This is a genomic window from Bacillus sp. PK6-025 (genome assembly GCF_056530265.1).
On sequence record NZ_CP096509.1, the window covers coordinates 970,476 to 986,335 of the forward strand.

Genomic DNA, 15,860 nt, shown 5'->3' on the forward strand with positions numbered 1-15,860 from the left:
TATCTGTTCACAACAAGAGACATATTTGATGAGGCTTAACCGTCTGTGGGGGGCGGTTAAGTCTTCCTGATATTAATCATACCCTGGAGGCATTATGTTTATTATAGATAACCTATCTAAAACATATAAAAACAATGTGACTGCCGTTAGCGGGTTTCATATAAAGATTGAAAAAAACCAGATTGTCGCGATAGCGGGTCCAAACGGTTCAGGAAAGACGTCGATTATTAATTCCATTTTAGGAATCATTACGCCTAGTGAAGGAACCATTCTTTTGGATGACCTGCAGAACACGACGGCGGAATTCAAGCAAAAGCTGGCGTATGTTCCCGATGAACTGCTTTTGCCGGATGCCCTTTCAGCTGCCGAATATTTGGATTTTGTTTCTTCTATGTATAATTGTACATCAAATGAAAAGCGGAGACAATTAATTGAGCTTTTCGATATGAAAGAGGCTTTGCAGGAGCCGATTGAAACGTACTCACACGGAATGAAAAAAAAGACGCAGCTGATCGCTGCTTTTATGCTGGAGAGCGAATTTGTCATCATGGATGAGCCGTTTCGCGGGCTTGATATTGAAGCGGTCATCAATACGAAAAAGCTGATGAAGCGCTATGCGGCCACACAAGGGTCGATACTGCTTGCGACTCATGACATGCTTTCTGCGGAAGAATTGTGCGATAAGATTGCGATTATTTCCAAAGGCGTCAAGATGGATGAAGGAAAAGTCAAAGAATTAAAGGTTAAATACAGCTGTAATTCGCTTGAAGAAGTGTTCTTGAAAGCTTCGATGCTGAGTGATAGGGGTGCGCATTTTGATCAAATCATTCGAAATTTCTAAAATGATGCTGAAAATGTGGCAGAAGGAAATGGGCAAGCTCTTAAATACCGGCACCAAAAAAATGATCGCCGCCCTTTTTTTAATTTTGGCGGTTGCGATGGGGAGCATCATTGGCTACAGCTTTACGGGGATGTTTTTAAGCGCTTTTCTGAATGGAGAAATTCGCTCACTCGGGTTGTTCGTGATTTCAATGTTCATGAACGTCTCGATTTTTACGTTTGTTTTCTTCATTTTATTTAAAGTAAGGACGCCTGAACAGAACAGCTTCTCCATGCAGCTGAGCTGGTTCCCGCTGACGGCTTTCGAGAGGAGTCTCGGATATTTTATTCCGTTTGCCGGCGCGGTTTCATTCCTTGTCCTGTTTATCATGTCTATTCTGCTGATTCCGAATTTTGTCGCCAGCGGTGTAGGCTTTTGGTTCGCTTTTACGTTTTTTGCCCTGCTTTTTGTGCAGATCATTTTTTTCTTTTCGCTTCTCAACCTTGTTTATAACCTGGTGTATATGGTGATCTTGAAATTCGGTTTTCCGCTGCAAAAATTTTTTTCAATGTTTGTTCTTGTCGTATTAGCTGTTATTTACGGATTCACCTCTTTTGATCTGGGGAAGATTCAGAACGCTTATTCAACCTTTGATTATAATCTGACATATTTTGCAGCGCCGCTGTTTCTCGTGCTGAACGGTCAGTCGGCAGGCGCCGGAATCATACTGGTGGTGCTGATCTTGGCAGCCGCAGTAACTGCTTCGTTTATGTCGCTGAATGTTGTGCCGATCCTCACTGAAAAAAAATCATCCAAACTGTTTTCATTTATTAAAATCCCGTCGTCAAAACCGCTGTCTTTGGCGGTGAAAGAAATAAAATCACAGGCCAGAAATGAAGAAAATATTTTAAACTTCATTTTTTTACTTTTGGCTCTATGCTTTTTAAAATACAAATTTCAGTTCGGATTTACCGGGGAGAGCTATTTGGTGCTTGGAGGCGTGACGGGCATCATCGCCTTCAATTCATATGGGAATGATCTGCGGATGATGCAGGTGTACAAGGCGATGCACTTGAAAATAACAACGGTTTTGTGGTCAAAGTATCTCGGGCTGTGTGTGCTTGGCCTCATTCAACTCTGCTTGTTTTCCGTGTTGACGTGGACTTTTCCTGAGAGCTTTGCGGTCTTTGTAAAGACGATTGCCGTGCTGTTAAACGCAATTGCGATGTTCTATTTAGCGGGCATTATTTTTCCGCTTGACCGCAACAACCCTTATATGGGGATCTTCTCTTTCGGAATGCTCCTCATCTTTATGATTCCGCTGTTTTTCATCGTGAATTATGCGGTCGATAAAGTCACGGGCGAAGCGCTGCTGTTTCTCATACCGTGTCTCGAATTACTGCTGATCCTGCTGTTATACGGAGGGTTTAAATGGAGGTACCATTATGATCATTAGGATGTTGAAAGCATTGGTCGGAATCAAAAAAATTCCCTATTTTCCAGAGCATGTGAAGCTGGATCGGAAGCATATTTCAGATCGTGATCTCGATGCGGATTTTCCCATCAACCCGACAGCCTATCAAATGCTGAAAGAAGTCGACGGAAAAAAAGACGAACTGGAGATAGCCGGGGATCTGGCCGGCGTCTTTCGCGTCAGTGAAGAGGTGTTGCTAAAGGATTTGCACCAATTGCTGACAGGGCTCAACCGCAACTATTTAATCAATTGGAAGTACGGTGAACGCCCGTCTTTCCTCGGTTTTCTCTATCAGTTTTTCGGCCAGTACCATATTCGCTACAAGGAAAGGTTTTCAAGCGATTCTGATTCATTTCTGTTTTTGTACATGAAATTTCTTCATGTGATTTCTAAGAAAATTATTGTTTTCTGGCTCGTCTTTTTGATGCTGTCGCTTTCGGCTTACATTTTCGTTCCGGACGGTTCAATCATCAGCATTGCCGCTTATTTTTCCGTCATCTATTTCGGGTTGATCACCGGCACAGCACTTCATGAAGTGGTGCACGGCATCGCGCACCGGAAATTTGTCGGAAAAAACGGGCCTCAAGGGTTTTTAGCGGCTGATATGATGTCCGTCAAATTTATCAGGCCTGTCATATCGCCGTATGATAAAAAGTCGATTTGGATTACGGCGTTGGGGCCGCTTATACCAGGGGCGCTCGGAATAGCCGGCGTGCTGTTTACGATCTTTTTTCTTCAGGAAAACGCGGTCTCGGTCGGCATGCTTCTGTTCTTTTCCACTTATGCTCTGCATATGATGTATCTGCTTCCGTTTATGGGTGACGGAAAGTCGATTATGAAACAGCTGATGATCAGAGGAATTGGAGGTAAATCATCATGAATACAAACTCTTTAAAGCAGGGACTAATCTTTGCCAGTTTCTCAAGCTTTCTCGCATTTCCGATGCTTGCGGCTGCGCTTTTGTTTTATCATCTTTTTTCAAATCAAACGAGCAACGATATCCTGTTTAACAGTTTGTCGTTTGTCATGGAGAGCGAATCGGCTTTTTCATTCCAGGTGAAGCCCAACTTTTTCTTCATTATGATCGGGCTGTTTATCGGCATTTTTATTATAACGGCCGCGATTTCATCAATTTATCAGAAAAAAAAGGGTGAATCTTAAAAGAGCTTGCTACTTGAGGCAGGCTTTTTTTATTTGCATCGGAAGACGGGTTGTGATAAATTTAAATCGTAATCATTACGCTTTATTGAGAAGGAGGATACTCAGAGTGGCCAAGAAATCAAAAATTGCTAAAGAAAAAAAGCGCCAAAAGCTTGTTGAACAATATGCGGAACTCAGAAAAGAACTAAAAGAAAAAGGCGATTACAGAGCTTTGAGCAAGCTTCCGCGCGACTCGGCGCCATCAAGGCTGCATAACCGCTGCGAAGTGACCGGAAGGCCGAGAGGATATATGAGAAAGTTTAAAATGTCGCGGATCGCGTTCAGAGAGTTAGCATATAAAGGCCAGGTACCAGGTGTGAAGAAATCCAGCTGGTAATCTGTCAATGTCCGGAAAAAAGCTGCCGATGTTCATATCGGCGGCTTTTTTTCGACAAATTTTTAATATACCCTTGACGAAATTTTAATAAACGTGTAACATAATAAAAGTCAAAACGATGATGTTGTTTTTAGAGATCATATGCGGGTGTAGTTTAGTGGTAAAACCTCAGCCTTCCAAGCTGATGTCGTGGGTTCGATTCCCATCACCCGCTCCATACATACTGTTTATAACGCAGTGTTTCGTTTCTCAGATTAAACGAAGCATTGCGTTTTTTCATGTATGAAATCATCGTAAAAAACCTGCTCTCTTTAAGAACAGGTTTTTAAGGAAAGACGGTTGAGATATGTTCGCCGCCGTGAATTTGTTCGAACATTTTTGTTAAAGACTCGAGCAGGCGGCGGGATTCTTCTATAGATAATGAGGGCCTGAAAAAGACGAGCTGCAAGGCATCTTTTGTATCCGTTCCTGCATGATGAAGGCTGAGGTTTCCGGTGATCGTGCCGAATGCTCCAGCATCATCGGAGAACGTGATGATCTCGCCGGGACTGCCGGGTTCGATTTTGATCGGACCGTTTAATTTCCGGGCATCATATATATGAACCGGTATCAAATATTTGAGGGAGAAAAAACGGCTCAGATCAATCGCTGAATTTTCCGGCTCAACAAAGCGTTGTTCTTTGATATCTTTCAGCATCCGTTCGAGTCCGCTTTCCCGTCCTGAATAAGACGGGTTCAGCTCACGGAAGGCATCATGCCATTCTTTAACGGCCGATTCATCTTCGGGACTGCGATCGGCATAGTCAAAAAACAGCGATTCCTGAAAAAGGCGGAGCCGGCCTTTGAGCATTTGCGGGGAGCCGGTGATCTCAATATCTTGATATAACACAGCGCCAACCTTAAATGAAGGAATGCGGTTTAAAATAGCAGGCGCGATTTGCAAACGAAGTTCCAATTTAAATTCATCTCCCGTGTCATGGTACACTCTATTATACAGAGAGCGAAAACGAAAACAAAGAAAGGAGGCTCTGCACGATGGATGTGAAAAAACTGAAACAGGATGTCATCGAATTCGCACAGGAAATCGGCATCGATAAAATCCGATTCGCCAGTGCAGATACTTTTGAAACATTAAAAGAACGATTGATTGAGAACCGGACCCTCGGCTATGAATCAGGCTTTGAAGAACCCGATCTTGAAAAGCGGACGAACCCGGATCTGCTTTTGCCGAAGGCGAAATCGATTATCGCCATCGCCCTTGCTTACCCTTCAAAAATGAAAGATGCGCCGAGAAGCAAGAAAGGCGAACGGAGGGGCATCTTTTGCAGAGCTTCCTGGGGAAAGGATTATCATCATGTTCTGCGGGAAAAGCTTGATCAGTTGGAAGAATTTTTGAAAGCGCAGCGCAGCGATGTCAGAACGAAATCGATGGTTGACACCGGTGAGCTGTCGGACAGAGCTGTCGCAGAGCGCGCGGGCATCGGCTGGAGCGGAAAGAACTGCATGATCATTACGCCTGAATTCGGGTCTTACGTTTACTTGGCGGAAATGATTACGAATATTCCGTTCGAGCCTGATGAGAGAATCGAAGATCAATGCGGCTCATGCAATAAATGTATCGAGGCATGCCCGACCGGTGCGCTCGTCAACCCCGGGCAGCTCAACTCCCAGCGCTGCATCGCTTTTCAGACGCAGACAAAAGGTTTTCTGCCCGACGAGTTCCGTACGAAAATCGGGAACAGGATCTACGGCTGTGATACGTGCCAGATGGTATGCCCGAAAAATAAAGGGGTCGATTTTCATCTGCATCCTGAAATGGAGCCGGACCCTGAGATTGCCAAGCCGCTTTTAAAACCGCTTCTGACAATGTCGAATCGCGAATTTAAAGAAAAGTTCGGCCACGTGGCCGGCTCATGGAGAGGCAAAAAGCCGATTCAGAGAAATGCGATTATCGCACTTGCCCATTTTAAAGAAACGGACGCTCTCCCTGAACTGATTGAGCTGATGCACAAAGATCCGCGGCCGGTCATCAGGGGAACCGCCGCATGGGCGGTCGGAAAGATCGGCGGAGCGGATGTGATGGGTGAATTGGAGCGCGCGCTCGCGCACGAGCAGGATGAAGAAGCAAAAGTTGAAATCCAAAAAGGCATCGGCCTTTTAAAAGAAACGAGTGCGACTAATTGAGGGCTGTCCTGACATATGTTTAATGATGAGAAATGAATTAACAAACATATGGTGGTGTAGCCCTTGAAACAGATCATCGAGCAGCTCCTGAAAGCCAGACTTCATTACTTAATCAACGGCAATGATGAAACAAACTGGCAGGATGCCGGGGGTTTTGAAGTCATTGAACGGAAGCGGAGGCTTTTTCAAAACCGCGGCGTGCAGATCGTGAAGGCCAATATGAAAGCAGCTGTAAAAGAGCACTGGCTTGATGAAGACGGCGCGTCGCATGTGAACTATCAAACCCATACCGCATACTTGTGCAAAGACGGGGATGATATGTATATGGAAGAACATATTGAAGACAGAAGCGCCATTTTGTATGATCAGATGGTCATCAAAGACTCCAAGGCCCCGCGTCCGGCCGCACAGTCTTATCCTGACCCTGAAAGCGGCGATGATGAGATGCGCGAATTGCTGGGAAGGGCGTTCCGCTATGACCGGCTGGCCGCGGTGCGCTATGCGGAAACGTATTGGAATAAACGAAATCCCGCTTACAAAAACTTTGAAGACAATTGCACAAACTTTATTTCCCAGTGCATAAGGGCCGGAGATGCGCCGATGCGCGGCTATCCGAACAGAGGCAAAGGCTGGTGGATGCAAAACCATTCCTGGAGTTACAGCTGGACTGTCGCTCATTCGCTCAGAACCTTTTTGAAGCAGTCAAAAGCCGGCCTCCGAGCGGTTCAAAAGCGGGCCGCGAAAGAGCTGATCGAAGGCGATGTCATTTGCTATGATTTTAACGGAGACGGAAGATTTGACCACGTGGCTCTTGTGACGGCAAAGGATAAAAGCAATATGCCGCTGGTGAACGCGCAAACGCACGACTGCCGGATGAGGTACTGGTCTTACGAGGATTCGCCTGCTTATACTTCATCGATTCGATATGCGTTTTTTCATATATCAGATGATACGACAAAATCGTAATGAGTGGTATAATAAACAGCGGATCAGAAAAACAGAGGTGAATACTTTGGCATTGCATGTCGTACTATATCAACCAGAAATTCCTGCAAACACAGGAAATATCGCACGGACTTGTGCAGCAACAGATACAACGCTTCATTTAATCAGACCGCTCGGCTTTTCAACCGACGATAAAATGCTCAAGCGGGCAGGTCTTGATTATTGGGAATTCGTCAATGTCGTCTACCACGACTCATTGGACGAATTGTTTAATGCCCATCCTGACGGCCGTTTTTTCTTCATTACAAAATTCGGTCAAAAACCGCACACTTCATTTGATTATTCAGATCAAAACGAAGATCACTTCTTTGTCTTCGGACGAGAGACGAACGGCTTGCCGAAAGAGCTGATCGAACAAAACATGGATCGCTGTCTGCGCCTGCCGATGACAGAGCATGTCAGATCACTGAACTTATCAAATACTGCAGCAATCCTCGTGTACGAGGCGCTTCGCCAGCAGAATTACAGAGATTTGACTTAAGCTTTATCAGGAAAAGAGCCCTTTTAAACAGAGGGTCTTTTTTTCACTTTCTAATGTAACAGTGTTATGTTACAATGTGTGTAAAGGAGCTGAAACAGATGGTTCAGGATGATTTAATTTCAAAAAAAGAGCTGCTGGATTTGACTTCGATCTCATACGGGCAGCTCTATAGATGGAAACGGAAAAATTTAATACCGGAAGAGTGGTTTATCCGGAAATCGACGTTCACCGGACAAGAAACGTTTTTTCCGAAGGAAGACATTTTAAAAAGAATCGAAACCATTCAAAGCATGAAAGAAAATCTTTCCCTTGATGAAATGGCGGAAATGTTCTCGCCCGGTCTGAACGAACTAAACGCGAGCCGCGGGGAACTGCTTGAAAAAGGCATCGTTTCACAAGCGGTCATGACGTTTTTTGAAGAATGCACCGGAAAGCGCGATGATCCATTTCATCTGACAGAAGCGCTTGCGGCTTATGTGCTGGAAGGCCTGCTCCAATCCGGCGACATCAGCCTGGATGAAGGAAAAATGGTGCTGGATGTCATCATGTCACACGAGGCGGAGAACAAAGGGAGGCTGATTGTGCTTCGGAAGCTCGGCATTGCAACATGTCTGATCACCGAGGGCAGCATCGTGTTGGAAAAAGGAGTCAAGGTCGCCGCTGACATCAATCTGGCAGCGAGCAGCGAAGAATTGAAAACAAAATTCATGTAAATGGAGGATCAAAAGATGGAGAATTTATTGATAAACGGATTTGGCAGTTCAGGTGGAGGCACGTATCAAACGGTTGAATTAAACGGCAAAGGAACGATTAACGGCGATATTGACTGCGAAAGGTTCAGCTGCAGCGGCACCGGGACTGTAAACGGAGACGTGAAAGCGGGGGAGCTGAGAATCAGCGGCCACGCCAAACTAAACGGCGCAATCGCAGCTTCCAAGGTCAGAATCGACGGTTCTGCAAAGGTGGATGGCGATGTCGAAGCAGAACAGCTTAAAGTCTTAGGCTATGCCGGCATTAGCGGACATGTGAAAGGCGACGAAGCAATCGTTCGCGGAAAAACGTCAATCGGCAAAGACTGCGAAGTGGAACATTTTACTGCGGAAGGCTATTTTACAATCGACGGGCTTTTAAACGCGGAACAAATTGAGATTAAGGTTCACGGCGGTGAAAGTAAAGTGAAAGAAATCGGGTGCCGGCGGATCGTCTGCACTGCACATCAATCGAAGCTGTTCTCGTTTTTAACGCCGCTTATTTCTCCTCCGAGACTGTCTGCCGAGCTGATTGAAGGGGATCAAATTGAACTCGCCAATACGGCCGCGAAAGTTGTCCGGGGCAATTCGGTTATCATCGGCGAAAATTGCGACATCGACCTGATTGAGTATAAGGAAGATATCCGGGTGGCGGAAACGGCAAAAGTCGGAGAGAAGAGGAAAATATAGCGGAGGGATAGGACATGAAGAAACACGACTTGAAAATACACGGCTCCGGAAATGCCGGAGGCGGATCATTCCATCATGTTCTCATCAGAGGTGAAGGAACGATCACAGGAAACATTGAATGTGAAAAATTCAGTACACACGGCACAAGCGAATTGTCAGGCGATGCGACAATCAAAAACTTTAGTGTACACGGGGAAACAGAGATCCGGGGGAGGCTGAAAGCTGACAAAGCCAGAGTGTACGGGACGGCGGATGTTTCTGAGGACGCCGACATCAGCGATGCAGCCGTAAAAGGCATTATCAATATCGGGGGTAATATGGCGGCTGAAACGTGCGATGTCAAAGGCGCACTGAACGTAAGAGGCGATTGTGAGGCAGAGGATTTTACACTGACGGGCAGCTTGGACGTAAAGGGTCTGCTGAACGCCGGCGCGATTGACATCGGCTTAAAGTTCGGAAACAGTTCGATTGGCGATATCGGCGGCACGCATATTAAGATTGTCAAAAAACGCGGGCTCTTGTTTAATAGAAACGGAGGTTTTCTCTCAGCAGGGACAATCGAAGGAGATGATATTTACCTGGAAAACACGGAGGCCCGCATGGTCAGGGGAAACCGCGTGCATATAGGGCCCGGATGCAAGATTGAGAAAGTTGAATACAAAAGCAGCTGCCGGGTATCTCCTAAGTCTGAAGTGAATGAAGATCAACAGGAATAAAACAGTGTTATGTTACGAAAAAAGGATGGCTTCAAAAGTGAGCCATCCTTTTTCCTTTGAATTTTATTTGCCGGGTTTACTTTCGTATCCGGCAGTAAAAATGGATACGAGGAACGCGAGGATGACCCCCATCATGATCAACGTTCTCATTAAAATCCCTCCTCATCCTTATTCCCTTGTTGTCATCTGCACCGATGCCGTCAGCCGTACCGCAGGAGCACTTGCGGACGGAACTTTTCTGCTCTTATTATGAATGGTTTGCTCCATCCTTGTCAATTCGAGGAAAGTACATTTCATTTTTTATATGAAAAGCATCTAAAGGGACATCTCCGCATAGATTGAATGTAACAGTGATTCACTTGGCACCTTGCATTTATCATCATATAGGAGGTTCTTATGGATATATTAAAAAAGATTGAACAGTATAGAGAGGAAGAGCAGCGTCTGAAATGGGAAGGAACCTTCGCTGAATATTTAGAAATCGTAAAGGAAAATCCGACTGTCGCGCAATCTGCTCATTCCCGCGTTTACAATATGATTAAAGACAGCGGCATTGAAGAGAAAGACGGGAAAAAAGTATACAGCTTCTTTGATAAAGAGCTGTTTGGTCTTGAAGAGCCTTTGGAACGCCTAGTTGAAGAATACTTTCATCCGGCCGCGAAGCGCCTTGATGTCAGAAAAAGAATCCTGCTTTTGATGGGGCCTGTCAGCGGGGGAAAGTCGACTTTGGTCACCATGCTGAAAAGGGGGCTTGAAGCATACTCTCTTACAGATGAAGGGGCTGTCTACGCGATTCAGGGCTGTCCAATGCACGAAGATCCGCTTCATCTAATTCCTCAGCATCTGCGGGACGATTTTTACAATGAATACGGCATCCGCATTCAAGGCAACCTGTCCCCGTTGAACATGATGAGGCTGGAACAGGAATACGGCGGAAGAATAGAAGACGTGAAGGTTGAAAGAATCTTTTTTTCAGAGGATAAACGGACGGGGATCGGCACGTTCAGTCCGTCGGACCCTAAATCGCAGGATATCGCTGATCTGACGGGAAGCATTGATTTTTCGACGATTGCCGAATACGGATCGGAATCCGATCCGCGCGCATACCGGTTCGACGGAGAATTAAACAAAGCGAACAGAGGAATGATGGAATTTCAGGAGATGCTGAAATGCGATGAAAAATTCCTCTGGCATCTTTTATCGCTTACACAGGAAGGGAATTTCAAAGCGGGCCGGTTCGCGCTCATCTCAGCGGATGAATTGATCGTAGCCCACACGAATGAAACCGAATACCGTTCATTTATATCCAATAAGAAAAACGAAGCGCTCCATTCGCGGATTATCGTCATGCCGATTCCATATAATTTAAAAGTATCAGAAGAAGAAAGAATTTATGAAAAAATGATCGCTGAAAGCGATGTGTCTGATGTTCATATTGCGCCGCACACGCTAAAAGTGGCTGCGATGTTTTCGATTTTGACGAGACTGAAAGAGCCGAAGCGGTCAGACATTGATCTTGTCAAAAAAATGAGGCTGTATGACGGAGAGAGTGTTGAAGGCTACAATTCTGTCGATGTCGAGGATTTGAAAAAAGAATACACTGACGAAGGAATGAGCGGAATCGATCCGCGCTATGTCATCAACCGGATCTCATCGACGATCATCCGCAAAAACATGGAATCGATCAATGCGCTTGATGTCCTCCGTTCTTTAAAAGAAGGGCTTAGCCAGCATCCATCGATTTCGGCAGAAGACCGCGAGCGTTATTTGAACTTTATTTCCGCCGCCAGAAAAGAATACGACGAAATGGCGAAGAAAGAAGTCCAAAAAGCGTTTGTGTACTCTTATGAGGAATCTGCGAAAACGCTGATGGACAATTATCTTGATAATGTCGAAGCGTACTGCAATAAAATTAAGCTTCGCGATCCGCTGACGGGAGAAGAAATGAATCCTGATGAAAAGCTGATGAGGTCAATAGAAGAACAAATCGGCATTTCCGAAAATGCGAAAAAGGCATTCCGCGAAGAAATTCTCATTCGCATTTCTGCCTATGCAAGAAAAGGGAAACGGTTTGACTATAATTCGCATGAGCGGCTCAGAGAAGCCATTCAGAAAAAGCTGTTCGCAGACTTGAAAGATGTCGTCAAAATCACGACATCGACAAAAACGCCGGACGAACAGCAGCTCAAGAAAATCAACGAGGTCGTCGCCCGTCTCATTGATGAGCACGGCTACAACTCGACTAGCGCAAACGAACTCTTAAAATATGTAGGAAGCTTATTAAACCGGTAACTTGAAGACCCGTCCGGAGAAGGGCGGGTCCTTTTGTCCCATTTTCAAAATTGTTTGTCAAAAGTTATTTGCACCTGCATAAGATAACAATAAACATTTTAGACTTGCATCCGCAGGGCTATAAACCGAAGCCATTTAAGGGGATTATCAATAAGGAGGGGAATTCATGTCCCATAAAGACAATGGCCATTTTATTATTTCTCAGGAAGACTGGTCCCTCCACCGAAAAGGGTATGATGACCAACAGCGTCACCAGAAAAAGGTGCAGGACGCGATCAAAAACAATCTGCCTGACCTGATTACAGAAGAAAGCATTATTATGTCCAACGGCAAAGATGTTGTCAAAATTCCGATTCGATCGTTAGATGAGTATAAAATCCGCTATAACTATGATAAAAATAAACATGCCGGCCAAGGAGACGGCGACAGCGAGGTAGGAGATATCGTCGCAAGGGACGGTTCGGATAAACGGGGCGCCGGCAAAGGCCAGGGAGCGGGCGATCAGGCCGGTGAAGATTATTATGAAGCTGAAGTTTCGTTAATCGATTTGGAAGAGGCGCTCTTCAGCGAAATGGAACTGCCGAATTTAGAACAAAAAGAACGGGATGATATCGTTGTCGAAGATATTGAGTTCAACGATATCCGCAAAACGGGTTTGACCGGTAATATCGATAAGAAAAGAACGATGCTCAGCGCTTTTAAGCGAAATGCAATGACGGGAAAACCTTCATTTTATCCGATCTACCCCGAAGACTTAAAATTTAAAACGTGGAATGACTCCGTAAAGCCGGAATCAAAAGCCGTTGTGCTCGCAATGATGGATACGAGCGGATCGATGGGCGTTTGGGAAAAATATATGGCGCGAAGCTTTTTCTTTTGGATGACACGTTTTTTACGGACAAAGTATGAAACGGTCGATATTGAGTTTATCGCCCATCACACTGAAGCCAAAGTGGTATCAGAAGAAGATTTCTTTTCGAAAGGGGAAAGCGGGGGCACGATTTGTTCATCTGTATACCGCAAATCCCTCGAACTGATTGAAGACAAATACCATCCGACACGCTATAACATTTATCCGTTTCATTTTTCGGACGGCGATAATTTGACATCCGACAATGCGCGTTGCGTTAAGCTTGTCGGAGAGATTATGGAGAAAGCGAATATCTTTTGCTATGGCGAAGTCAACCAGTACAACAGACATTCAACGTTAATGTCAGCCTACAAAAATATTAAAAACGAAAAATTCAAGTATTATGTGCTGAAACAGAAAGCCGATGTTTTTCAGGCTCTGAAGAGCTTCTTCAGCAATGAAGAACGGCATCAATATACATGAAAAAACGCGATTGAAACCTCCGGCAGCGGAGGTTTTTTGTTTGGAAAATATTTAAATCAAAATTTTAAGTGCAAGGTTATTGACATTCTTTATTACTTTAACTAATATTTAATCTTGTTAACTATTTATTTTGTTGTGCAGAGGTAAAAACAAATTTACCGCTTCCGATCTTTCTTGCTCAGTTTTGAACAACTTTTTCAGTACACGTCCCGCAAGTTGCTGGGCAGGAAATAGGAAAACGCAAAACCGCGGAAGCCGATCAAACCGGCTTCATCCAAAATATAAGGATATGAAAGGAGAAATAAACATGAGCAAAGGACGTTTAATTGCGACGAACATTATCGGACTCATCATCGTGCTTGCCATCTTAGCAGGAGGTGCGTATTTCTATTATGACAGCATCAGCTATGTGAAAACCGACGAAGCACACGTGACAGGCGAGATGGCCGACATTACGGCGCCTGCATCAGGGAAGCTCTCAGATTGGGATTTGAAAGAAGGATCAAAAGTTTCAAAAGACGAAAAAGCAGCGAAAATCAAAGGGGAACAAACGGTTGACGTGAAGTCGATCATGGACGGAACGATTGTCAAAAACGAAGCGAAAGAAGGCCAGATCGTACAAGCCGGTCAAACGCTTGCGAAAACCATCGACATGGATCATCTGTACATTACAGCTAACATTGAAGAAAACGACCTGAAAGACATCGAAAAAGGGGACAAAGTCGATATCGTCGTTGACGGTGATTCAGGCACTACATTTGAAGGAAATGTCGAAGAAATCGGCTATGCGACAAACTCAACATTTGACTTGCTTTCTCAAAGCAATTCAAGCGGAAACTACACGAAAGTGACGCAGAAAGTACCTGTGAAAATTTCAATTAAAAACCCGTCTGACAAAGTGCTGCCGGGAATGAACGCATCCGTGAAAATTTCAAAATAACCGGGGGAAATAAAAACGAGCGAAAGGAGGATGTCATAAGTGGCTTCTCAGAAAAAAGGAAATATGTCACTGCTCATCATTTTAATGGGCGGCTTGTTTCTGGCCATTTTAAACCAAACGCTACTGAATGTGGCGATGCCTCATCTCATGACAGAGTTCAATGTGAGCGCCACAACGATTCAATGGCTGACAACCGGATATATGCTTGTCAACGGCGTTTTGATTCCTTTATCAGCCTTCCTGATTATGCGGTTCGGCGGACGGAGCTTGTTTTTAACGGCGATGTTGCTGTTTACGGTCGGAACGCTGATATGCGGAATTGCGCCTAACTTCTCGACGATGTTAACCGGACGCCTCATTCAGGCAGTCGGCGGAGGCATACTTCAGCCTTTGGTCATGACCACGATTCTCTTTATCTTTCCTCCGGAAAGCCGCGGGAAAGGAATGGGAATCTTCGGGCTTGCGATGATGTTTGCTCCTGCTGTCGGTCCGACGCTATCCGGCTGGGTCATTGAAAACTACAGCTGGCGGATCATGTTTTACGGCCTTGTGCCGGTTGGTTTGATCGTCATCATTTTCGGTTTTTTCCTATTTAAAAATATGACGGAACCTAAAAAAATCAAATTGGACACAGCAGGCGCGATTCTTTCAATTGTCGGATTTGCGGCGTTGCTGTATGGTGTGAGCGAAGCCGGCTCAGACGGCTGGGATGATCCGCTCGTACTTTCCACAGTTGTGATCGGTGTGATCGGCATTGCCGCTTTTATCATCCAGCAGTTGAAATCGAAAGAGCCGATGCTTGACTTCAGAGTGTTCAAATACGATATGTTTTCACTGTCAAGCGTGATCAACGCCATCATTACAGTTGCTTTGTATGCAGGAATGTTCCTGATTCCGATTTATTTGCAAAACCTGGTCGGCTTTACAGCGCTTCAGTCGGGGCTTCTGATGCTGCCGGGCGCACTCGTCATGCTTGTGATGTCGCCGATCTCAGGAATTTTATTTGATAAAGTCGGCCCAAGGCCGCTAGCGATTGTCGGATTATTGATCACTGTTGTGACGACCTACGAATTTACGACGCTTACGATCGATACACCGTATATGCACATCGTGTTGATCTATGCGATTCGGGCGTTTGGGATGTCCATGTTGATGATGCCGATCATGACTGCCGGCATGAACCAGCTTCCGCAGCATTTAAACAGCCACGGAACGGCGATGTCGAATACGCTTCGCCAAATCAGCGGTTCGATCGGAACGAGCTTGATCACGACGATTTATACAAATCGCACGACATTCCACTATGCATCAATGGCCGATCAGACAAATACGGCTGATCCGTCATTTATGAGCACATTGCAGTCAACCATTCAGTCAACAGCGCAATCGATGCATATATCTCTTGAACAAGCACAACAATATGTCGTGAAATATTTGACCGGACAGGCTCAGCTCAACTCGAATGTCATGGGCATCAATGACGCATTTATGTGGGCGGCCGGGTTCTGTGTCATCGGCCTCGTTCTCAGCCTGTTTTTGAGGGATGTCAGAAAAGACAAGCTGCGCAGGAAGAACAAGGCGGAGGAGCTGACATTGCTTCCGGCTCCTAAAGAAGCGAAAGAATCTTAAAATGAGGAGG

General features: G+C 45.2%; 16 protein-coding genes and 1 tRNA gene. 16 read left to right on the forward strand and 1 reads right to left on the reverse strand.

Annotated features, from left to right (window positions below):
• The first annotated feature begins 94 nt into the window (after nucleotides 1–94).
• From M1D67_RS04905 to M1D67_RS04930, 6 genes are all read left to right on the forward strand, one after another.
• Complete coding sequence (locus M1D67_RS04905; RefSeq protein WP_020450663.1) at nucleotides 95–841, forward strand: ABC transporter ATP-binding protein; 747 nt, start codon at nucleotides 95–97, stop codon at nucleotides 839–841.
• Nucleotides 807–2,276, forward strand: a complete 1,470-nt coding sequence (locus M1D67_RS04910) for a hypothetical protein (protein WP_031305077.1) — start codon at nucleotides 807–809, stop codon at nucleotides 2,274–2,276. Before M1D67_RS04905 ends, M1D67_RS04910 begins: the two co-directional genes overlap by 35 nt.
• Nucleotides 2,266–3,174: a PqqD family protein gene (locus M1D67_RS04915; RefSeq protein WP_020450665.1), complete on the forward strand. Its 909-nt coding sequence runs from the start codon at nucleotides 2,266–2,268 to the stop codon at nucleotides 3,172–3,174. The genes M1D67_RS04910 and M1D67_RS04915 overlap by 11 nt, the downstream gene beginning before the upstream one ends.
• Nucleotides 3,171–3,455, forward strand: coding sequence for a hypothetical protein (locus M1D67_RS04920; protein ID WP_011197680.1), 285 nt, complete (start codon nucleotides 3,171–3,173; stop codon nucleotides 3,453–3,455). The genes M1D67_RS04915 and M1D67_RS04920 overlap by 4 nt, the downstream gene beginning before the upstream one ends.
• Nucleotides 3,456–3,561: 106 nt before the next feature.
• A complete protein-coding gene (gene rpsN / locus M1D67_RS04925) occupies nucleotides 3,562–3,831 on the forward strand; it encodes a 30S ribosomal protein S14 (protein WP_023856470.1) in 270 nt (89 codons plus the stop codon).
• A gap of 143 nt (nucleotides 3,832–3,974) precedes the next feature.
• A tRNA-Gly gene (locus tag M1D67_RS04930) sits at nucleotides 3,975–4,048 on the forward strand.
• A gap of 108 nt (nucleotides 4,049–4,156) precedes the next feature.
• Here M1D67_RS04930 and M1D67_RS04935 read toward each other — a convergent pair.
• Entirely contained in the window at nucleotides 4,157–4,786 is a 630-nt protein-coding gene (locus M1D67_RS04935) for a hypothetical protein (RefSeq protein ID WP_023856471.1), read from the reverse strand.
• Between the two features lie 80 nt (nucleotides 4,787–4,866).
• Between M1D67_RS04935 and queG the strand changes: the two genes are divergently transcribed.
• The 10 genes from queG to M1D67_RS04985 all read left to right on the forward strand — a co-directional run bounded on the left by queG (nucleotide 4,867) and on the right by M1D67_RS04985 (nucleotide 15,850).
• Entirely contained in the window at nucleotides 4,867–6,015 is a 1,149-nt protein-coding gene (queG, locus tag M1D67_RS04940; protein WP_026580012.1) for a tRNA epoxyqueuosine(34) reductase QueG, read from the forward strand.
• A gap of 63 nt (nucleotides 6,016–6,078) precedes the next feature.
• A complete protein-coding gene (locus M1D67_RS04945; protein ID WP_023856472.1) occupies nucleotides 6,079–6,981 on the forward strand; it encodes an amidase domain-containing protein in 903 nt (300 codons plus the stop codon).
• A gap of 37 nt (nucleotides 6,982–7,018) precedes the next feature.
• Nucleotides 7,019–7,501 carry a tRNA (uridine(34)/cytosine(34)/5-carboxymethylaminomethyluridine(34)-2'-O)-methyltransferase TrmL gene (gene trmL / locus M1D67_RS04950; RefSeq protein ID WP_101560627.1) on the forward strand — a complete coding sequence of 161 codons (483 nt, stop codon included), beginning with the start codon at nucleotides 7,019–7,021 and terminating at the stop codon, nucleotides 7,499–7,501.
• A gap of 98 nt (nucleotides 7,502–7,599) precedes the next feature.
• Nucleotides 7,600–8,214, forward strand: coding sequence for a YhbD family protein (locus M1D67_RS04955; RefSeq protein ID WP_326455385.1), 615 nt, complete (start codon nucleotides 7,600–7,602; stop codon nucleotides 8,212–8,214).
• A gap of 15 nt (nucleotides 8,215–8,229) precedes the next feature.
• On the forward strand, nucleotides 8,230–8,940 hold the full coding sequence (locus M1D67_RS04960) for a polymer-forming cytoskeletal protein (RefSeq protein ID WP_025811860.1): 711 nt from the start codon (nucleotides 8,230–8,232) through the stop codon (nucleotides 8,938–8,940).
• A 14-nt stretch (nucleotides 8,941–8,954) separates the two neighbouring features.
• Nucleotides 8,955–9,656, forward strand: coding sequence for a hypothetical protein (locus M1D67_RS04965; RefSeq protein ID WP_149169339.1), 702 nt, complete (start codon nucleotides 8,955–8,957; stop codon nucleotides 9,654–9,656).
• Nucleotides 9,657–10,052: 396 nt separating this feature from the next.
• Nucleotides 10,053–11,948 carry a serine/threonine protein kinase PrkA gene (prkA, locus tag M1D67_RS04970; protein WP_020450674.1) on the forward strand — a complete coding sequence of 632 codons (1,896 nt, stop codon included), beginning with the start codon at nucleotides 10,053–10,055 and terminating at the stop codon, nucleotides 11,946–11,948.
• Nucleotides 11,949–12,114: 166 nt separating this feature from the next.
• Nucleotides 12,115–13,281 (forward strand): sporulation protein YhbH, encoded by a 1,167-nt coding sequence (gene yhbH, locus M1D67_RS04975; RefSeq protein ID WP_020450675.1) that lies wholly within the window; start codon nucleotides 12,115–12,117, stop codon nucleotides 13,279–13,281.
• Nucleotides 13,282–13,588: 307 nt separating this feature from the next.
• On the forward strand, nucleotides 13,589–14,221 hold the full coding sequence (locus tag M1D67_RS04980; RefSeq protein WP_020450676.1) for an HlyD family secretion protein: 633 nt from the start codon (nucleotides 13,589–13,591) through the stop codon (nucleotides 14,219–14,221).
• Between the two features lie 63 nt (nucleotides 14,222–14,284).
• Nucleotides 14,285–15,850 (forward strand): DHA2 family efflux MFS transporter permease subunit, encoded by a 1,566-nt coding sequence (locus tag M1D67_RS04985; protein ID WP_217626294.1) that lies wholly within the window; start codon nucleotides 14,285–14,287, stop codon nucleotides 15,848–15,850.
• The last annotated feature ends 10 nt before the right edge of the window (nucleotides 15,851–15,860 follow it).